The organism is Cupriavidus sp. MP-37, from assembly GCF_020618415.1.
Classification (GTDB): domain Bacteria; phylum Pseudomonadota; class Gammaproteobacteria; order Burkholderiales; family Burkholderiaceae; genus Cupriavidus.
The window spans coordinates 422,176-441,759 of sequence record NZ_CP085345.1; the positions used below are offsets into that span (position 1 = coordinate 422,176).

Here is a 19,584-nt window from a genome sequence, read left to right on the forward strand (position 1 = left end):
TATCCAACCAATTTCCAGGAGTACTCATGGACATCAAACGATTCGGCGTCGAAGGCGGCACCGGTACCGGCGGCCAGCACATGCCCTTCGCCCGCGCGGTCGCGGCCGACGGCTGGCTCTACGTCTCCGGCCAGGTGCCGATGGTCAACGGCGAGGTCATCGACGGCGGCATCGTGCCCCAGACCCACCAGGCCATCAAGAACGTGCTGGCCATCCTGGCCGAGGCCGGCTACGGCCCCGAGCACGTCGTGCGCTGCGGCGTGTGGCTGGACGACACCCGCGACTTCGCCTCGTTCAACAAGATCTTCAAGGAATACTTCGGCGCCAACCCGCCCGCGCGCGCCTGCGTGCAGTCGAGCATGGTGGTCGATTGCAAGGTCGAGGTCGACTGCATCGCCTACAAGAAGCCGGCGGCCTGAGCCTGCTGCCTGCTTGATTCCTGATTGCCTGCTGAGGGTCTGCTCCCCTCTCCCATGAAATGGGAGAGGGGCGGGGGTGAGGGCGGGAGCCTCCACGAAGCGAGCGCCATCGTACCTGGCAGGCGCCTGCCCTCACCCCCTGCCCCTCTCCCGCGTGCGGGAGAGGGGAGAAAACAAGCTAGAAGCCTGACGTCTGCCGCCACGAGCGGCTCTTTTTCCACGCAAGGAGACAATATGGGTGCCGTCACCGGAACCACGCTCTTGGTGTATGCGCTGATCGCAGTGATCGCACTGGTGGTGCTGATCGCGCGCTACAAGCTCAACCCGTTCATTACCCTGGTCGTCGTCTCGGTGCTGCTCGGCTTTGCCGTGGGCATGCCGATGAGCGAGATCGTCAAGTCCTTTGAAGCCGGTGTCGGCGGCACCCTCGGCCATATCGCGCTGGTGGTAGGCCTGGGCACCATGCTGGGCAAGATGATGGCCGAGTCCGGCGGCGCCGAGCGCATCGCCAACACGCTGATCGATTTCTTCGGGGCGAAGAACGTGCATTGGGCCATGGCCACCATCGCGTTCATCGTCGGCCTGCCGGTGTTCTTCGAAGTGGGTTTCGTGCTGCTGGTGCCGATCGCCTTCAACGTGGCCAAGCGCACCGGCACGTCGATGGTGCTGGTCGGCATCCCGATGGTGGCCGGGCTGTCGGTGGTGCACGGCCTGATCCCGCCGCATCCGGCCGCGCTGCTGGCGGTGACCGCCTATGGCGCCGATATCGGCAAGACCATCATGTACGCGCTGATCGTGGGCATCCCCACCGCCGCGCTCGCGGGTCCGCTGTTCGCCCGGCTGATGGACCGCTACGTCAAGCTGCCCGAATACAACCCGCTCGCCGAGCAATTCACCGAAGAGGACGAGCGCGTCAAGGAATCGCACCAGTTGCCGGGCTTCGGCATCACGGTGTTCACCATCCTGCTGCCGGTGGTGCTGATGCTGATCGGCAGCTGGGCTGACCTGTTCACTACGCCCAAGACCTTCGCCAACGACTTCCTGAAACTGATCGGCAATTCGGTGATGGCGCTGCTGATCGCGGCGCTGGTCAGCTTCTACACCTTCGGCAAGGCGCGCGGCTTCAATCGCGAAACCATCCTCAAGTTCACCAACGAGTGCGTGGCGCCCACCGCCATCATCACGCTGGTAGTCGGTGCCGGCGGGGGCTTCGGCCGCATCCTGCGCGACTCGGGCATCTCCACCGCCATCGTCGACGTTGCCACCGGTGCCAACGTGTCGGTGCTGGTGCTGGGCTGGCTGGTCGCGGTGATGATCCGCATCGCCACGGGCTCGGCGACGGTTGCCATGACCACCGCCGCGGGCATCGTCGCGCCGATCGCCGCCAGCGTGCCCGGCACCCGCCCCGAACTGCTGGTGCTGACCACCGGCGCCGGCTCGCTGATCCTGTCGCACGTGAACGACGGCGGCTTCTGGCTGGTCAAGGAGTACTTCAACATGACCGTGGCCCAGACCTTCAAGACCTGGTCGGTCTGCGAAACCATCATCTCGGTGGTGGCGCTGCTGCTGACGCTGGGCCTGGCCACGCTGGTCTGACGGCAAGCCGGGGTCGCGGGACCGCCCCGCCCGGTCCGGCAGCATGCCTGCCCTGGCGGGCCCGGAATGCGACACCTCTCATCGACGCCCTGGCGCCGGCAGCCAATACTGCAAGGGTGTCGTCGGCGCCCGGCTCCGCAATCGATCGCGGCCTTGCCATGATTCCTTTTTTGATGCATATTGGCATCAATATTGATTCAAGGAGCCTGCGATGCGCACGACTGTCACGATCGATGACGCCCTGTATGAACAAGCCCTGGAGATGGCGGACCCCGGCATGGACAAAGCAGACCTGTTTCGCGAGGCAATCAAGACATTCGTTCGGGTGCAGGCCGCCAAGCGCCTCGCGGCCCTCGGCGGCGCCGCCCCCGACATGCAGGACATCCCCCGCCGCAGTCCCGAACCCGACGTGAAATGAGCGTGCTCGTCGACACTTCGGTGTGGGTGAGCCATTTCCGGCACCGCAACGACGCCCTGATCCGCCTGATGGAGGCGGACCAGGTGCTGATCCACCCCATGGTCGTGGCGGAACTGGCCTGCGGCACGCCACCGGCGCCCCGGGCACAGACGCTCGGCGACCTGGGGCTGTTGCAGGCGGCCAGGCAGGCGACGCAGGCAGAAGTCATCGCACTGGTCGAGCGCGAGCAACTGTATGGGCTGGGCTGCGGCCTGGTGGATGTCACGTTGCTAGCTTCGACCCTGATTACCCCCGGCGCCCGGCTTTGGACACTGGACCAGCGCCTGAACGCTTTGTCCGCCCGCTTTGGCGTGGGATATCGTCCTCGTCTCCACTAAGGATGCCGCCGCGCACGCAACGGTTTACATGGCCGGGCCCACCGCCTAAGGTCAACCAGTCAGTGACTCGCCATGAAACCGTGCCATGTCGATCGACCGTCGCTCATTCCTTGGCCTGGCCGCCGGACTGGCCGCCACCGGGTTCGGGCCAGCGCTGCCGGCCCATGCCGCCACCGTCGCCGCGCCACTGCGCCGCACCATTCCAGGCACCACCGAAGCCCTGCCCGTGATCGGCATGGGCACCGCCGACACCTTCGACGTCGGCACCGGCCCTGACGAACGCAAGCCGTTGGCGGAGGTCATGGGGCTGTTGCTGCAGACCGAAGGTTCGGTGGTCGATACCGCGCCCAGCTACGGCAGTGCCGAAGCCGTGACCGGCGATCTGCTGCGCGCGGCGAATGCACGCAACCGGGTCTTCCTCGCCACCAAGATCTCGGCCCGATCCGGCGCACCGGCGCAGGCGCAATGGGAACGCTCGCTGGCCGACCTGCACGTCGACAAGGTCGACCTGCTGCAGATACACAACCTGATCGACTGGCAAAACAACCTGCGCTGGCTGCGCCAGTTGAAGGAGCAAGGCCGCATCCGCTACCTGGGCATCACCCATTACCGCGACGACGCCCACGAAGCCCTGGAAAAAATCCTGCACGCCGAGCGTGTGGACTTTGTCCAGATCAATTACTCCGTGGGCGAGCGCAATGCCGAGCGCACGCTGCTGCCGCTGTGCGAGGCGCGTGGCGTCGCAGTGCTGATCAACCGGCCGTTCCAGGATGGCCGCCTGTTCCGCGTGGTCAAGGACCGCCCGCTGCCGCCATGGGCCGGCGACATTGACTGCGGCTCATGGGGCCAGTTGTTCCTGAAATTCGTCGTCAGCCATCCGGCCGTGACCGCTGCCATCCCGGCCACCTCCAAGCCGCGCAATATGGCCGACAACCTCGGCGCCGGGCTGGGCCGCATGCCCGATCCCGGGCAGCGCGAGCGCATTGCGGCGCTGCTGCGCTAAACCGGCGCTGCCATGGACGAGCCCGCACCCAACGCCCCCGCCGCCAGCCTGGCCCGCCTGTGGCGCGGCTTCGGCGTCCGCAGCGGCGAAGCCGGCGCCGTGGTGGCCGGTTTCCTGTTCTTCTTCTGCCTGTTCGCCAGCTATTTCATGCTGCGCCCGGTGCGCGAAACCATGGGCATTGCCGGCGGCGTGAAGAACCTGCAATGGCTGTTCACCGCCACCTTCGTCGTGATGCTGGCCGCCATCCCGCTCTACGGCGCCGTCTGCGCCTGGCTGCCACGGCGCCGCTTCGTGCCGTGGGTCTACGCCTTCTTCATTGCCAACCTGCTGGCCTTTGCGCTGGCCACGCGCGCGCTACCCGACAACGTCTGGCTGGCGCGCGTGTTCTACGTGTGGTTGTCCGTGTTCAACCTGTTCGTGGTCTCGGTGGCGTGGAGCCTGATGGCCGATGTGTTCCGCCCGGAGCAGTCGCGCCGGCTGTTCGCGCTGCTGGCCGCCGGTGCCAGCGCGGGCGGACTGGCCGGGCCGATGCTGGGCGGCTGGCTGGTGCCGCATATCGGACTGACCGGCCTGATGCTGCTGTCGGCCGCATTGCTGGCCGCCACGCTGCCGGGCGTGGGCTGGCTGTTCGGCTGGCGCCGTCGAGCCGGCGCCGGCGTCGGGCCGCCCGACCAGGCCGTTGCCAGCGCGACACAGGATCCCGCCAATCCGATTGGCGGCGGGCTGCTGGCCGGGCTGTCGTTGCTGCTGCGCTCGCGCTATCTGCTCGGCATCGGCCTGTTCGTGATCTTGCTGGCCACGGCCAGCACCTTCCTGTATTTCGAGCAGGCCCGGCTCGTCGCCGAGGCCTTCCCCGAGCGCACCCGCCAGACCCAGGTGTTCAGCGCGCTGGATGCGGTGGTGCAAGCCCTGACCATCCTGGTGCAACTGTTCTTCACCGGCCGCATGGCACGCCGCTATGGCGTCACCGTGCTGCTGACCGCGGTGCCGCTGGCCGTTGTCTGCGGCTTTCTCGTACTGGCGATGCTGCCGACCTTCGGCGTGCTGGCCGGCGTGATGATCCTGCGGCGCGTGGGCGAATACGCGCTGCTGCGCCCCGGGCGCGAAATGCTGTTCACCGTGGTCGATCCCGAAACCAAGTACAAGGCCAAGAACGTCATCGACACCGCCGTCTATCGCGCGGGCGATGCGGTCAGTGCGTGGGTCAAAACGGGGATCGATGCGCTGTCAGGGCATCCGGCCGCGGTGGCACTGGCGGGTGCCATGCTGGCGCTGGTGTGGGCGGGGCTGGGGTGGTGGCTGGGGCGGCGGCATGAAGGGCAATTGCGGCCGACGGATGACGGCCTTGGCAGTCGTGCCGGCCATGCGGCCGTGACGCGCGGGCGCTGACCGCTGATCGGCCAAAGCTGGCCTCATGCCGCAGGAAGACCGTATAGTCATGTCCTCGGACTGGCTGGCTTGCGCACCGCGCCGAACTTTCGCCGCGCGGCGCCAGAACCGCTGAGCCATGCAAGCCGCCCCCATATTCCTGATCCCGGAGGACTCCCCCATGAAAACCAAAGCCGCCATCGCCTGGAAAGCCGGCGCCCCGCTGACCATCGAAGACGTCGACCTCGACGGCCCGCGCGCCGGCGAAGTGCTGGTGGAAGTGAAGGCCACCGGCATCTGCCACACCGACTACTACACGCTGTCGGGCGCCGATCCGGAAGGCATCTTCCCGGCAATCTTGGGCCATGAGGGCGCGGGCATCGTCACCGACGTCGGCCCGGGCGTGACCTCGCTCAAGCCGGGCGACCACGTGATCCCGCTGTACACGCCGGAATGCCGCCAGTGCAAGTTCTGCCTGTCGCGCAAGACCAACCTGTGCCAGGCCATCCGCGCGACGCAGGGCAAGGGCCTGATGCCGGACGGCACCTCGCGCTTTTCGCTCGACGGCAAGCCGATCTTCCACTACATGGGCACCTCGACCTTCGCCAACCACATCGTGGTGCCGGAGATCGCGCTGGCGAAGATCCGCCCGGATGCGCCCTTCGACAAGGTCTGCTACATCGGCTGCGGCGTCACCACCGGCGTGGGCGCGGTGCTGTTCACCGCCAAGGTCGAGGCCGGCGCCAACGTGGTCGTGTTCGGCCTGGGCGGCATCGGCCTGAACGTGATCCAGGCGGCCAGGATGGTCGGTGCCGACAAGATCATCGGCGTCGACCTGAACCCGGCGCGCGAGGCGATGGCGCGCAAGTTCGGCATGACCCATTTCATCAACCCGAAGGATGTCGACAACGTGGTCGACCACATCATCCAGCTGACCGACGGCGGCGCCGACTACTCGTTCGAATGCATCGGCAATACGCAGGTCATGCGCCAGGCGCTGGAGTGCTGCCACAAGGGCTGGGGCAAGTCGATCATCATCGGCGTGGCCGAGGCCGGCGCGGAGATCTCGACGCGCCCGTTCCAGCTGGTGACCGGACGCGAGTGGAAAGGCTCCGCCTTCGGCGGCGCGCGCGGACGCACCGACGTGCCGAAGATCGTCGACTGGTACATGGAGGGCAAGCTCAATATCGACGACCTGATCACGCACACGCTGCCGCTGGAGCGCATCAACGAAGGCTTCGACCTGATGAAGCGCGGCGAGTCGATCCGTTCCGTGGTGTTGTACTGAGGACGGCGCCGACATGGAACTGATCTCGCAACATGGCTGCCACGGCGGCGTGCAGCGCTTCTATCGACATGACTCGGTGGCGATCGGGCTGCCGATGCGTTTCTCGGTCTACCTGCCGCCGCAGGCGCAGGCTGGCGCACGGGTGCCGGTGCTGTTCTACCTGGCCGGCCTGACCTGCACCGAAGAGACTTTCATGATCAAGGCCGGCGCGCAGCGTTTTGCCGCCGAGCACGGCCTGATGCTGGTGGCTCCCGACACCAGCCCGCGCGGCGCGGGCCTGCCGGGAGAGGCGGATGCGTGGGACTTCGGCGTGGGCGCGGGGTTTTATGTCGATGCCACCGAAGCACCGTGGCACAAGCACTGGCGCATGGAAAGCTACGTCGCGGAAGAACTGTTCGAACTGGCGACCACGGCGTTGCCGGGCGATGCCGCGCGCGCCGGCATCTTCGGGCATTCGATGGGCGGGCACGGTGCGCTGGTGCTGGCGCAGCGCCATCCGCAGCGCTTCCGCTCGGTGTCGGCCTTCGCGCCGATCGCCGCGCCGTCGCGCTGCCCGTGGGGAGAGAAGGCCTTTACCGGCTACCTCGGCAGCGACCGCGCCGGCTGGGCTCAATATGACGCCAGCGAGCTGATGGCACGCCAGCAGGCTGCGCCGTTCCCGGCCGGCATCCTGGTCGACCAGGGGCTGGACGACCAGTTCCTGCAGAGCCAGCTGCATCCGGAGGCGTTTGCCGCGGCCTGCCAGGCGGTCGGCCAGCCGCTGACCTTACGCCGGCACAGCGGCTACGACCACGGCTACTACTTCATCACCAGCTTTATCGCGGACCACATCCGGCACCACGCCACGCAGCTGTAGCCGCCGGTTCAGCTTTCCGCGACGCGGCGGTAGGCCCCCGGGCGCGATCCGGTCCAGCGCCGGAACGCCCGGTGAAACGCGCCCGGCTCGGCAAAACCGAGCTCGGCCGCGATATCCGCCACCGGGCGCCCGGAGTGGCTCAGCGCCTCGATCGCCAGGTCGCGCCGCAGTGCATCCTTCAGGTCCTGGTAGCTCACGCCCTCCTCCATCAGCCGGCGCCGCAATGACGACGCCGACAGGTTCAGGCTGACGGCCAGGTCTTCGAAGGTCGGCCATTGGTCCGGACGCTGGTTGCGCAGCAGCCGGCGCACGCGCGCGCCCATGCTGCTGCGGTCCGAATACTTGACCACCACGTTGTGTGGCGCGTCGCGCAGGAACGCCTTCAGGCTGCGCTCATCGTGGCGCACCGGCTGCTCCAGCAGCGCCGCATCGAACACCAGCGCCGTGGCCGGTTGCGCGAACGCCAGCTGGCGCGAATACATGACGCGATATTCCGCGCTGTACGGCGGTTCGGCATAGTTGAATGCCGCCAGCCGCACCGGCACGCGCCGCCGCAGCAGCCAGCTCATCAGCCCATGCAGCATGATCAGCATGGTCTCCTGCGCGAACACGCCGGGCTGGTGGCCCAGATGCGCGCGCGGCGCCGTCAGCACCAGCGCGGCCTCGTCGCCATGGCGCTCCAGCCGCACACCGATATCGTCGAGCAGCAGCCGGAAGTACCGCGTGATGCGCTCCAGCGCCTGCGCCAGCGTGCGGCTTCCGGCCACCGCATGGCACAGCATGGCAAAGCTGCCGCACTTCATGCTGCGCGAGTCCTGGCCGAAGAACTCATCATCCAGCGCCGCGGCCACGGCCAGCCACAGCTCGCTGTAGCTGGCGGCCGAGACCCGCGCCTGCGGCACGGCCAGCAGCGCCGGTGCAATGCCGGCACCGCGCAGCACCGGATCGGGATCGATGCCGCGCGCGCGCAGCCCCGCGATGGCGTGGTGGACGAAACAGATGGCGACACTGCCTTTTTCCATGGTGCTGAGGGCGGAAAAGCGAGGGTGGCAAACGAGTTCACGAAGATTGGCGGATTTTGGCATAGGAGCCGACTCCGGGCGTTCCTACACTGCCCGCAGGTCAAACGCCGCGCGCGCATTCTGCCTGAGTTGCAGCGCGGCTCCAAACGCTCCATCCCAACCTGCCATGCATAGCGACTACACCGAAGAGCAAACCATGATCCGCGACAGCGCGCGCGCCTTCGCCATCGAGCGGCTGGCCGCCGGCGCCGCGCAATGGGACCGCGATGGCCGCCTGCCCGACGAGGTCGTCGCCGAAATGGGCGCGCTGGGGCTGCTGGGCATGATCGTCCCGGAGGAATGGGGCGGCACCTATACCGACTACGTCGCCTATGCGCTGGCCATCGAGGAAATCGCCGCCGGCTGCGCCGCCTGCGCGACCATGATGAGCGTGCACAACTCGGTCGGCTGCGGGCCGATCCTGCACTACGGCACCGATGCGCAGAAAGAACGCTACCTGGCACGCCTTGCCAGCGGCGAGCTGATCGGCGCGTTCTGCCTGACCGAACCGCAGGCGGGCTCCGAGGCGCACAACCTGCGCACCCGCGCCCGCTTCACCGACAACGGCTGGGTGCTCAACGGCAGCAAGCAGTTTGTCACCAACGGCCAGCGTGCGGGCGTGGCGGTGGTGTTTGCCGCCACCGAACCGGAACGCGGCAAGAAAGGGATCTCGGCGTTCCTGGTGCCCACCAACACGCCAGGCTTCATCGTCCACGCCCCGGAGAAGAAGCTTGGCATCCGCGCCTCCGATACCTGCGCCATCACGCTGGAAGACTGCGTGGTCCCGCACGACGCGCTGCTCGGCGAGCCCGGCGAGGGCTTGCGCATCGCGCTGTCCAACCTGGAGGGCGGACGCATCGGCATCGCCGCGCAGGCGATCGGCATCGCCCGTTCGGCCTTCGAGGCCGCCTGCCGCTACGCGTCAGAACGCATCCAGTTCGGCCGTGCACTGCGCGAGCATCCTCCCATCGCCAACATGCTGGCCGACATGGCCACCGAACTGAATGCCGCGCGGCTGCTGGTGCACCGCGCCGCGCGCATGCGCAGCGATGGGGTGCCGTGCCTGTCCGAAGCCTCGCAGGCCAAGCTGTATGCGTCGGAACTCGCCGAGCGCGTGTGCTCCAAGGCGCTGCAGATCCACGGCGGCTACGGCTACCTGGAAGACTATCCGGTCGAGCGCCATTACCGCGACGCCCGCATCACCCAGATCTACGAAGGCACCAGCGAGATCCAGCGCATGCTGATCGCGCGCAGCCTGTAGGGCCACTTTCCCAGCCAACAGAACAGACCACCCGGAGACAACCATGACCGCCGTGACCAAGACCGACCCTGCCGTGCCCACCGTACCGCTGCTGATCAACGGCGAATGGGTGGACTCGTCCGCCACTGAATTCCGCAACGTGGTCAATCCCGCGACGCAGCAAGTGCTGGCGCGCGTGCCGCTCGCCACCGCCAGTGAAGTGGCGGCAGCGGTGGGCGCCGCGCACCGCGCCTTTGCCACCTGGCGCCACACGCCGATCGGCGCGCGGCTGCGCATCATGCTGCGTTTCCAGGCCCTGATCCGCGAGCACAGCAAGCGCATCGCCGCGATCCTGACCGCCGAGCAGGGCAAGACCCTGGCCGATGCCGAAGGCGACATCTTCCGCGGGCTGGAGGTGGTCGAGCACGCCTGCTCGATCGGCACGCTGCAGCAAGGCGGCTTTGCCGAGAACGTCGCCGCCACCGTCGACACCTACACGCTGCAGCAGCCGATCGGCGTCTGCGCCGGCATCACCCCGTTCAACTTCCCGGCGATGATCCCGCTGTGGATGTTCCCGATGGCGATCGTCTGCGGCAATACCTTCGTGCTCAAGCCGTCGGAGCAGGATCCGCTGTCGACCATGGAACTGGTCAAGCTGGCGCTGGAAGCTGGCGTGCCGCCGGGCGTGCTGAACGTGGTGCACGGCGCCAAGGACGTGGTCGATGCGCTGTGCACGCACCCGGACATCAAGGCGGTGTCGTTCGTGGGCTCGACCGCCGTCGGCACCCATGTCTACAACCTGGCCGGCGCGCACGGCAAGCGCGTGCAGTCGATGATGGGCGCCAAGAACCACGCAGTGGTGCTGCCCGACGCGCACAAGGAGCAAACCCTGAATGCGCTGGCGGGCGCCGGCTTCGGCGCGGCCGGGCAGCGCTGCATGGCCACTTCGGTGGTGGTGCTGGTGGGCGCGGCGCGTGACTGGGTGCCCGATCTGGTGGCGCGGGCAAAGTCGCTCAAGGTTGGCGCCGGCGCCGAGCCGGGCACCGATGTCGGCCCGGTGGTTTCGGTCGCGGCAAAGGAGCGCATCCTCGGCCTGATCGCTGCCGGCGAGCGCGAAGGCGCCACGCTGGTGCTGGACGGGCGCGGCGTGGAAGTCCCCGGCTATCCGCAGGGCAACTTCATCGGCCCGACCATCTTCACCGATGTGAAGACCGACATGTCGATCTACACCGAAGAGATCTTCGGACCGGTGCTGGTGGTGATCGGCGTCGATACGCTCGACGACGCCATCGCGCTGGTCAACCGCAACCCGTTCGGCAACGGCACCGGCGTGTTCACGCAAAGCGGCGCCGCGGCGCGCAAGTTCCAGAGCGAGATCGATGTCGGCCAGGTCGGCATCAACATCCCTATCCCGGTACCAGTGCCCTACTTCAGCTTCACCGGCTCGCGCGGCTCCAAGCTGGGCGACCTGGGTCCGTACGGCAAGCAGGTGGTGCAGTTCTACACGCAGACCAAGACGGTGACGGCGCGGTGGTTTGACGATGCCACGGTGAATGATGGGGTGAATACGACGATCAGTTTGAAGTAAGCGAGACGACGAAATCCTGATGCCGGACGCGAACCGATTGTGTGCTCCCCTCTCCCGCTTGCGGGAGAGGGGAGAAAACAAGCGGGATATTGACACCTGATACGAAGGAGACACCCCATGCATATCGCCTTCATCGGCCTGGGCAACATGGGCGCGCCCATGGCGCGCAACCTGCTCAAGGCCGGTCACACGCTGACCGTATTCGACCTGAACGCCGCCGCGGTGGCATCGCTGTGCGCCGAGGGCGCCGCCAGCGCCGACTCGGCGCGCAAGGCGGTGGCCGAGGCCGATTTCGTCATCACCATGCTGCCGGCCGCCGCCCATGTGCGCAGCGCCTACCTCGGCGAAGACGGCGTGCTCGCCGGGGTGCGGCGCGGCGTGCCGCTGGTCGACTCCAGCACCATCGACCCGGCCACCGTGCGCGAACTGGCGGCCGCGGCCGAGGCCCACGGCAATGCGCTGGCCGATGCGCCGGTCTCCGGCGGCACCGTTGGCGCGCAGGCCGGCACGCTGACCTTCATGGTCGGCGCCAGCGAGGCGCTGTTCGCGCAGGTGCGCCCGGTGCTGGCCGGCATGGGCCGCAACCTGGTCCACTGCGGCGGCACCGGCACCGGCCAGGTCGCCAAGATCTGCAACAACCTGATCCTGGGCATCTCCATGATCGGCGTCTCCGAGGCAATGGCGCTGGGGGTCAAGCTCGGCATCGATGCCAAAGTGCTGGCGGGCATCGTCAATACCTCGACCGGCCGCTGCTGGGCTTCCGATACCTGCAATCCGTGGCCCGGCGTGATCGAGACCGCGCCGGCCGGCCGTGGCTACAGCGGCGGCTTCGGCGCCGACCTGATGCTCAAGGACCTGGGCCTGGCCACGGACGCGGCGCGCAGCGTGAAGCAGCCCCTGTTCCTGGGCGCGCTGGCGCAACAGGTCTACCAGGCCGTGAGCGACGCCGGCGATGGCCATCTCGACTTCTCCGGCGTCATCCGCCAGTACCTGTCGGCCGCCGACAAGGAGGGCCAGCAATGATCGAATTCGCCCTGCAGGGCCACGTCGCCACGCTGACGCTGAGCCGCCCGCCCGCCAATGCGTTCACCGCCGAGGGCCTGCAGCAGCTGCGCGAGCTGGTTGCAAAGATCGACGCCAACCCGGAAGTGCGCGCCGTGGTCGTCACCGGAGCCGGCGAGAAGTTCTTCAGCGCCGGTGCCGACCTGAACGGCTTTGCCGACGGCGATCGCGCGCATGCGCGCGTGATGGCGCAGCAGTTCGGCAGCGCCTTCGAGGCCCTGCAGAACGCGCGGCCGGTGGTGATTGCCGCGATCAACGGCTATGCCATGGGCGGCGGGCTGGAATGCGCGCTGGCCTGCGATATCCGCATCGCCGAGGAACAGGCACAGATGGCGCTGCCCGAAGCCGCCGTGGGCCTGCTGCCGTGCGGCTGCGGCACGCAGACGCTGCCGTGGCTGGTGGGCGAAGGCTGGGCCAAGCGCATGATCCTGACCAACGAACGCGTCGATGCGGCCACCGCGCTGCGCATCGGACTGGTGGAAGAGGTGGTGCCGCGCGGCCAGGCCCTTGCCGCGGCGCTGGCGATGGCCGAGCGCGCCTGTCAGGTCAGCCCGCGTGCCGCCGCACACAGCAAGCGGCTGGTGCACCTGGCGCGCCAGGGCGTGCCGCGCCACGCGGCGCTGGCGCTGGAGCGCGAGCGCTTTGTCGACCTGTTCGACGATGCCGACCAGCGCGAGGGCGTCAACGCCTTCCTCGAGAAACGCGCGCCGCAATGGCGCAACGCCTAGGAGCCCCGCCATGCGCCTGACCGAAGAAACCAAGGCCGCCAACCTGGATGTTGCCGGGCCGGAGGTGCTGTTCCAGGTGGTCAACGGCGTCGGCATTGCCACGCTGAACCGGCCGCGCCAGCTCAATGCCCTGTCGTACCCGATGATCGTCGCGCTCGGCGCACAGATGGAGGCCTGGGCGCGTGACGATGCCATCCGCGCGGTGGTGCTGCGCGGCGCGGGCCCTAAGGCCTTCTGCGCCGGCGGCGATATCCGCGCGCTGACCGACAGCTACCGCGACGGCACGCCGCTGCACCGGCGCTTCTTTATCGACGAATACACGCTGGACTACCGCCTGCACCGCTATCCCAAGCCGCTGGTGGCGCTGATGGATGGCATCGTCATGGGCGGCGGCATGGGCCTGGCACAGGCCGCGCACCTGCGCCTGGTCACCGAACGCTCGCGCGTGGCCATGCCCGAGACCGGCATCGGCCTGGTGCCGGATGTGGGCGCCAGCCACTTCCTGTCGAAACTGCCGGTGCCGCTGGCGCTCTACCTGGGGCTGACCGGCGTGAGCATCGGCGCGGCGGACGCCCTGCTGTGCGGACTGGCCGATGCGGCGGTGGACAGCGCCACGCTGGCCGGGCTGGAACAAACCCTCGCCGGCATCGACTGGGGCCACGACACGCTGGCGGACTTGCGCCACGCGCTGGTGCGCGAGCCCGTTGCCAGCGCCGCCGAAGCGCCGCTGCTGCAAGTGCTGCCGGCCCTGCTGGAGCATTTCCCGGCGCATGCGACGCTGCCGGAAATCCTGGCCAGCCTGGCTGGCGAGGACGACCCCGCCTACACCGCTTGGGCCACCCGCACCATCGATGTCCTGCGTACCCGTTCGCCGCTGTCCGCGTGCGCCACGCGCGAGCTGCTGCTGCGCGGACGCAGGATGGACCTGGCCGACTGCTTCCGCATGGAACTGGCGGTGGTGGTCAACGCTTTCGCGCAAGGCGATTTCGTCGAAGGCGTGCGCGCGCTGATCGTCGACAAGGACAACGCCCCGCGCTGGCGCGTCACCCGCTATGACGCGGTCGATGACGCCGTGGTACAGGCGCTGTTCCGGCCCTGGTGGGCGCCCGGCGAGCAGCCGTTGCCCCTGGCGTTGCACCCCTGAGCGGATGCACGGCCGTGAGCCTCGACGCGCTGCTGGCACGCAGCCCCTGGGCCGCGGCCCTGACCCCGGCGCAACGCGATCGCGTTCGCGCCGAGATGCGCGAGCGCGCGGTGCCGCAAGGCGCCTACGTCATCCGCAAGGGCGACCGGGCCGACAGTTGGCTGGGCGTCGCCGAGGGTCTGGTCAAGGTGCATAGCGCCGTGCCCTCCGGCAAGCGCGCCACGCTGACCGGCGTGCCGGCCGGAGGCTGGCTCGGCGAAGGCTCCCTGCTCAAGCGCGAGGCGCTGCGCTATGACGTGGTCGCGCTGCGCGATTCACGCATCGCCTGCATGCCGGGCGCGACCTTCCGCTGGCTGCAGGAAACCAGCCTGCCGTTCAACCGCTACCTGCTCGACCAGCTCAACGAACGGCTCGGCCTGTTCATCGCCACCGTCGAGCACGAACGGCTGCACGGCATCGAGGGCCGCGTCGCGCGGGCGTTGGCGACGCTGTTCAATCCGGTGCTCTGCCCTGGCCAGGGTCCGGCGCTGCATCTGACCCAGGAGGAAGTGGGCCTGCTGGCCGGCATTTCGCGCCAGCGGGCCAATGCGGCGCTCAAGGTGCTGGAGAGCGAAGGCCTGCTGGCGGTCGAGCACGGCGCCGTGCATGTGCTCGACCTGGAGGCGCTGCGCCGCTACTGAAGGCGGCAAACGTTCACGGCTATGCCGCCGCCGACGACGGCTTCACCAGCCCGTCCGCCCGGAACATCGCCTTGATGCCGCGCACCGCCTGCCGGATGCGCGATTCATTCTCGATCAGCGCGAAGCGTACGTACTCGTCGCCATAGTCGCCGAAGCCGATGCCCGGCGACACCGAGACCTTGGCCTTGGCCAGCAATTGCTTCGAGAATTCCAGCGAGCCCAGCGCGCGGTAGGGTTCGGGAATCCGCGCCCAGATATACATCGAGGCCTTGGGGATTTCCACCGGCCAGCCGGCCTCGATCAGCCCGCGCGCCAGCACGTCGCGGCGCGACTGGTATTGCGCGGCGATCTCGCTGACGCATTGCTGGTCGCCTTCGAGCGCGGCGATGGCCGCGATCTGCAGCGGCGTGAAGGTGCCGTAGTCGTGATAGCTCTTGATGCGCGTCAGCGCCGCCACCAGGTCCGGGTTGCCGACCATAAAGCCCACGCGCCAGCCCGCCATGTTGTAGCTCTTGGACAGCGTGAAGAATTCCACCGCGATGTCCTTGGCGCCCGGCACCTGCATGATCGACGGCGCTTTCCAGCCGTCGAAGACGATGTCGGCATAGGCCAGGTCGTGCACCACGAAGATATCGTGCTTGCGCGCCAGCGCGATCACGCGCTCGAAGAAGTCCAGCTCCACGCATTGCGCCGTCGGGTTCGACGGAAATCCCAGCACGATCATCTTGGGCTTGGGATAGCTGCCGCGGATGGCGCGCTCCAGCTCTGCAAAGAAGTCGATGCCCGGCACCAGCGGCACCGAGCGGATGTCGGCCCCGGCAATCACCGCGCCGTAGATGTGGATCGGATAGCTGGGGTCGGGCACCAGCACGGTGTCGCCGCGATCCAGCGTGGCCAGCATCAGGTGCGCCAGGCCCTCTTTCGAGCCGATGGTGACGATGGCCTCGGTATCCGGATCGATCTCGACGTCATACCGTTCGCGGTACCAGTGCGAGATCGCGCGGCGCAGCCGCGGAATGCCCCTGGATGCCGAATAGCCATGCGTATCGGGCCGCTGCGCCGCTTCAGTCAGCTTGGCCACGATATGCGCCGGCGTGGCGCCATCGGGGTTGCCCATGCTCATGTCGATGATGTCCTCGCCACGGCGGCGGGCAGCCATCTTCAGCTCGGCGGTGATATTGAAAACGTACGGGGGAAGGCGATCGATGCGCGCAAAGCGGCGCTTGCCGGAGGAAGCGGCAGTCATGAAGAGGTCCTTTACGTAAGCGCCCGGAACCGTCCGAGCGACGTCGGCAGCTTTTGTCTCGGCTGCCGGGGACTCATGTTAGCGGGGATGCGGAGATTGCACAACGGCCATGTGCGGCCGTGCGCGACCGATCAGAGCAGCTTGCCGCCCGGGGGATGCGTCGGCCGTTCCGCCGGCAGGTTGCGTACGATGCAGTCCAGCGCGCGCGAATCGAACTTGCCGCCAAGCGCCGCGCTGACCGAATCGCGATACTGGGCCGGCGATATGCGGCGGTAATACAGCCGCGAAGTCTGGTCCAGCCAGTAGACGTAGTTGTCGTCGTCCCGGCTGCCACTGGTACGCAGCCACTCGCTGATATTGCTGGAGCCGACCACCATATTGGGGCAAGCGGTCTGCAGCGAATCGAGATAGGCGTTGAAGCCCCTGGCCTCGATATTGCGCACGGAATCCGGCGCACACGCGGCCAGCATGGCAATGGAGGCGGCCGCGGCGGCGAGGCGCAATGGCTGGATGGCAAACGGCACGGCGCTGCTCCTGGCAATGGCGATGCCGCCATCTTATGGCATGCCGGCGCCCGCGTACACCGCGCCGCAGCGTTCAATCGTCCAGCGTCTCGTGCACCGCCGACGCCCCGCGCTTCCAGTAGGCGGAGGCCCGGATGCGCTGCTTGTCGATGCCGCGCTCCGTGACCAGGTACTGGCGCACCGCCTTCATCGCAGCGCCCTCGCCGGCAGCCCACACATAGCCCTCGCCACGCGGCAGCGCCAGCTGGCGCAGCGCGCCTTCCAGCAGGCTGCCTTCCGGCGCATCGCCGCGATGCAGCCAGTGCAGGTCCACCTGCGCGGCGCTCGGCAGCGGGATCTGCGCGGCGGCATCGCCCACCTCCGCCACCACGATGGCATGGGTGCCGGCGCCAAGCTCTTCCAGCCGGCGCCCGATGGCCGGCAGCGCCGTATCGTCGCCGACCAGCAGGTGCCAGTCGAACCCCGTCGGCACCACGAACGAGCCGCGCGGCCCGCCCACGCCGAGGTACTGGCCCGGCCGCGCCTGCGCCGCCCATGTGGACGCGGGGCCGTCACCGTGCAGGACGAATTCGAGGTCCAGCTCCTGCTTTGCCGCATCGAAGCGGCGCGGCGTGTAGTCGCGTGCCGCCGGTCGCGGCTGGCCCTCGGGGAATGCAATGCCGTCCGCGGTGACCTGCGGCAACACCGGCTTGTCAGCGCCGTCAGCCGGGAAAAACACCTTGACGTGATCGTCGAACGACGCCGAGACAAAGCCCTGCAGGTCAGCGCCGCCCAGCGTCACGCGCAGCAGTTGCGGTGAAACCAGCGTGGTGCGCACCACCTGCAGCAGGCGCATCTTCAGCGGATGACGCACGCGCTCGACGGTCAGGTTGCGTGCGGGTTCAGTCGTGTTTTGGGTCATATCGGGATTCCTTGTATGCGTGCGCTGCGCCTGCGCGGCACGATTGCCGAAGGCCGATGCCAGGGTCAGCGCCATGGTTCAGGCCTGCGGGCCTGCTTCGATCTCTGCCGCCGCGCGCGCCAGGATCGCGGCAATGCGGCGCTGCTCGTCGGCACCCGCTTCGCTGCGCATCACCAGCGCCTGCTTCAGCGCGGCACGCGCCTGCATCAGCTCGGGCAGCCACCCGCCCTGCTCCGGCTCAGGCTGCTGCTCGCCACGCATCGCCCGGCGCATCCACTCCATCTTGCGCGCCACGTGGCGCAGCCGCGCCACCATCACATCGACACGCTCGCGGTTGGCAGCCAGGTGCGCCCTGCCGGTCTCCGACAACTGATAGCGCTTCTTGTTGCCCTCGGTGTCGACGGTGGCATAGCCGACTTCTTCCAGATACGTCAGCGCGGGATAGACCACGCCAGGGCTCGGCTTGTAGAAGCCGTTGGTGCGCGTCTCCAACGCCTTGATCAGCTCGTAGCCATGGCTGGGCTTTTCTTCGAGCAAGGACAGCAGCAGCAGTTGCAGGTCGTCGGCACTGAACTTGCGGCCGCGGCGCCAGCCTTCTTCGTCGAAGCCGCCCGGGCCGCCAGGTCCGAAACCGTCATCGTCCCGGCCGCCCCAGAAGCCGCCGCCGTGGCCACGGCCCATGGCGTGATGAACCAGGTGCGGGGTGAAGCGCAGCATGAGATGACGGGCCCGGCCAAAAAGGTCCGGATGCGGCCCAGCGCCGAAGGGATGCGAGTGGTGGTGATGCATGCGCCTCTCCTGCATATCGCCAGACATATCTTACGATATATATCTTACGATCTAAAGTCAAGCCTGCCACTTGCCGTGGCCGACCTGCTGCCCCGCACGCCATGCGTGCGCTGGCGTACCAAGCCGGGTTGTCTCTCGCCGCGCCGCTTTCCAACATGCATTTAGCGCCAAGCATCGCGACAGACGGTGCCACGGCCGGCACGACAGTGAACAACAACAAGGCCAATCGGGGGACGAGATGGACGCCAGGATTCAGCGCAGGCTGGGGGCCTGCATCGGCGCCATGATGCTGGCGCCAATGGGAGCAGCGTTGGGCGCGATGGAGGATGCACTGCTGAGCGCGGAACCGGCGGGACCGGCGGCGCATAGCTATTACGTTGAGCCGGCGTATGACGTGGGCAGCCATTATCAGGGTGGACACCTGCGGCTTGGCTACAAGCTGTCTCCTGCCTGGTCGCTGGAGGCGGGCTACTGGCGCCGCCATGTCAGCCATGGCGACGACTCCGCCGGAATCGATAGCTGGCTGGCGTCGACGAGCTATGGCCTGATCGCGACGCCCGATGCCGGACGGAAACTGGCGTTGCGTTTGTCGGCCTGGGGCAATTACACCGGCAGCCTGCGTAAGTCGGGTGCGATGCCGGGCAACAAGCTTGCCGACTACAGCATCGCCCACCCGAACGACACGCAGGTACAGGCCGACCTCATCTACACCGGCCGCCCCTGGCCCGGCCAGGCACTGACCGGCTTTATCAGCGGCGGCTATAGCTGGGTCCGGGCCGGCGATATCCAGGGCACGCTCAAGCAAGGCTCTTGCCTGTACAACGTCAGGGTCAGTGCCGACAACATGGCAACCGGTACGCTTGCGGCGCCCTGCCGCGTGGGGCGCGCTACCGTCCCGAGTGGCGGCTTTCGCCTCAATGCCGCCGATCTCGGTGTCGACGCCGGCAACAGTTTCAATGACAGCGGCGCGTTCATCGGCGCGGGCGGCTCATGGCGCTGGGGCCATGGCGCCTGGAGCCTGAGCGCGGGCTACCACGTCCAGTACTTCTTCCGCGAACTGGACAATCGCTACATGGCCTATGGCTCAGCCAGGGCCCAGTTCAACCAGACCGTGCTGCTGCAGGCGTCGTACGCGATCAACCGGCATGTCGACATCTTCGTGCGCGGACAAGGCGCGCAGAACAGCCTGATGGGCTATGTGCCGTTGCTGTACAACCCCGTCACCGCAAGCCGGCTCGACCGGACCTACGGGCTGTTTTCGCTCGGGTTGCGGATCAGCGGGTTCTAGCCGCGGCG

At 67.8% G+C, this 19,584-nt stretch carries 20 protein-coding genes; 15 read left to right on the top strand and 5 right to left on the bottom strand.

Annotation, left to right across the window (positions count from 1 at the left end; genetic code table 11):
- Positions 1 to 26 precede the first annotated feature (26 nt).
- The 8 genes from LIN44_RS18445 to fghA all read left to right on the top strand — a co-directional run bounded on the left by LIN44_RS18445 (position 27) and on the right by fghA (position 7,325).
- A complete protein-coding gene (locus LIN44_RS18445) occupies positions 27 to 419 on the top strand; it encodes a RidA family protein (protein ID WP_012355941.1) in 393 nt (130 codons plus the stop codon).
- A 234-nt stretch (positions 420 to 653) separates the two neighbouring features.
- A complete protein-coding gene (locus LIN44_RS18450) occupies positions 654 to 2,015 on the top strand; it encodes a GntP family permease (RefSeq protein WP_227315711.1) in 1,362 nt (453 codons plus the stop codon).
- Between the two features lie 211 nt (positions 2,016 to 2,226).
- Complete coding sequence (locus LIN44_RS18455) at positions 2,227 to 2,433, top strand: type II toxin-antitoxin system VapB family antitoxin (protein WP_227315712.1); 207 nt, start codon at positions 2,227 to 2,229, stop codon at positions 2,431 to 2,433.
- Entirely contained in the window at positions 2,430 to 2,810 is a 381-nt protein-coding gene (locus LIN44_RS18460; protein WP_227315713.1) for a type II toxin-antitoxin system VapC family toxin, read from the top strand. The genes LIN44_RS18455 and LIN44_RS18460 overlap by 4 nt, the downstream gene beginning before the upstream one ends.
- A gap of 85 nt (positions 2,811 to 2,895) precedes the next feature.
- Positions 2,896 to 3,813, top strand: a complete 918-nt coding sequence (locus LIN44_RS18465) for an aldo/keto reductase (RefSeq protein WP_227315714.1) — start codon at positions 2,896 to 2,898, stop codon at positions 3,811 to 3,813.
- A gap of 12 nt (positions 3,814 to 3,825) precedes the next feature.
- Entirely contained in the window at positions 3,826 to 5,202 is a 1,377-nt protein-coding gene (locus LIN44_RS18470) for an NTP/NDP exchange transporter (RefSeq protein WP_227315715.1), read from the top strand.
- A gap of 160 nt (positions 5,203 to 5,362) precedes the next feature.
- Positions 5,363 to 6,469, top strand: coding sequence for an S-(hydroxymethyl)glutathione dehydrogenase/class III alcohol dehydrogenase (locus LIN44_RS18475; RefSeq protein WP_227315716.1), 1,107 nt, complete (start codon positions 5,363 to 5,365; stop codon positions 6,467 to 6,469).
- Positions 6,470 to 6,482: 13 nt separating this feature from the next.
- On the top strand, positions 6,483 to 7,325 hold the full coding sequence (fghA, locus tag LIN44_RS18480) for an S-formylglutathione hydrolase (RefSeq protein WP_227315717.1): 843 nt from the start codon (positions 6,483 to 6,485) through the stop codon (positions 7,323 to 7,325).
- Between the two features lie 8 nt (positions 7,326 to 7,333).
- Here the strand turns inward: fghA and LIN44_RS18485 are convergent, their stop codons facing one another.
- Positions 7,334 to 8,347, bottom strand: coding sequence for an AraC family transcriptional regulator (locus tag LIN44_RS18485; RefSeq protein WP_227315718.1), 1,014 nt, complete (start codon positions 8,345 to 8,347; stop codon positions 7,334 to 7,336).
- A 166-nt stretch (positions 8,348 to 8,513) separates the two neighbouring features.
- Here LIN44_RS18485 and LIN44_RS18490 point away from each other — a divergent pair, with 166 nt between their 5' ends.
- The 6 genes from LIN44_RS18490 (at position 8,514) to LIN44_RS18515 (ending at position 14,828) form a co-directional block, all read left to right on the top strand.
- Entirely contained in the window at positions 8,514 to 9,647 is a 1,134-nt protein-coding gene (locus LIN44_RS18490) for an acyl-CoA dehydrogenase family protein (RefSeq protein ID WP_227315719.1), read from the top strand.
- A 43-nt stretch (positions 9,648 to 9,690) separates the two neighbouring features.
- Entirely contained in the window at positions 9,691 to 11,214 is a 1,524-nt protein-coding gene (locus LIN44_RS18495; RefSeq protein ID WP_227315720.1) for a CoA-acylating methylmalonate-semialdehyde dehydrogenase, read from the top strand.
- A 117-nt stretch (positions 11,215 to 11,331) separates the two neighbouring features.
- Positions 11,332 to 12,237, top strand: a complete 906-nt coding sequence (gene mmsB, locus LIN44_RS18500) for a 3-hydroxyisobutyrate dehydrogenase (RefSeq protein ID WP_227315721.1) — start codon at positions 11,332 to 11,334, stop codon at positions 12,235 to 12,237.
- On the top strand, positions 12,234 to 13,004 hold the full coding sequence (locus LIN44_RS18505; protein ID WP_227315722.1) for an enoyl-CoA hydratase: 771 nt from the start codon (positions 12,234 to 12,236) through the stop codon (positions 13,002 to 13,004). Before mmsB ends, LIN44_RS18505 begins: the two co-directional genes overlap by 4 nt.
- A 10-nt stretch (positions 13,005 to 13,014) precedes the next feature.
- Complete coding sequence (locus LIN44_RS18510; protein WP_227315723.1) at positions 13,015 to 14,148, top strand: enoyl-CoA hydratase/isomerase family protein; 1,134 nt, start codon at positions 13,015 to 13,017, stop codon at positions 14,146 to 14,148.
- A gap of 14 nt (positions 14,149 to 14,162) precedes the next feature.
- Positions 14,163 to 14,828: a Crp/Fnr family transcriptional regulator gene (locus LIN44_RS18515; protein WP_227315724.1), complete on the top strand. Its 666-nt coding sequence runs from the start codon at positions 14,163 to 14,165 to the stop codon at positions 14,826 to 14,828.
- Positions 14,829 to 14,847: 19 nt separating this feature from the next.
- On the opposite strand, the gene alaC is transcribed toward LIN44_RS18515, so the two are convergent.
- The 4 genes from alaC to LIN44_RS18535 all read right to left on the bottom strand — a co-directional run bounded on the left by alaC (position 14,848) and on the right by LIN44_RS18535 (position 18,288).
- Complete coding sequence (alaC, locus tag LIN44_RS18520) at positions 14,848 to 16,074, bottom strand: alanine transaminase (RefSeq protein ID WP_227315725.1); 1,227 nt, start codon at positions 16,072 to 16,074, stop codon at positions 14,848 to 14,850.
- A gap of 131 nt (positions 16,075 to 16,205) precedes the next feature.
- Positions 16,206 to 16,544, bottom strand: coding sequence for a hypothetical protein (locus LIN44_RS18525; RefSeq protein ID WP_370641746.1), 339 nt, complete (start codon positions 16,542 to 16,544; stop codon positions 16,206 to 16,208).
- Positions 16,545 to 16,671: 127 nt separating this feature from the next.
- A complete protein-coding gene (locus LIN44_RS18530) occupies positions 16,672 to 17,499 on the bottom strand; it encodes a siderophore-interacting protein (protein ID WP_227315727.1) in 828 nt (275 codons plus the stop codon).
- Positions 17,500 to 17,577: 78 nt separating this feature from the next.
- Entirely contained in the window at positions 17,578 to 18,288 is a 711-nt protein-coding gene (locus LIN44_RS18535; protein WP_227315728.1) for a PadR family transcriptional regulator, read from the bottom strand.
- 238 nt (positions 18,289 to 18,526) lie between these two features.
- Between LIN44_RS18535 and LIN44_RS18540 the strand changes: the two genes are divergently transcribed.
- Positions 18,527 to 19,576, top strand: coding sequence for a hypothetical protein (locus LIN44_RS18540; protein WP_227315729.1), 1,050 nt, complete (start codon positions 18,527 to 18,529; stop codon positions 19,574 to 19,576).
- Positions 19,577 to 19,584: the final 8 nt, after the last annotated feature.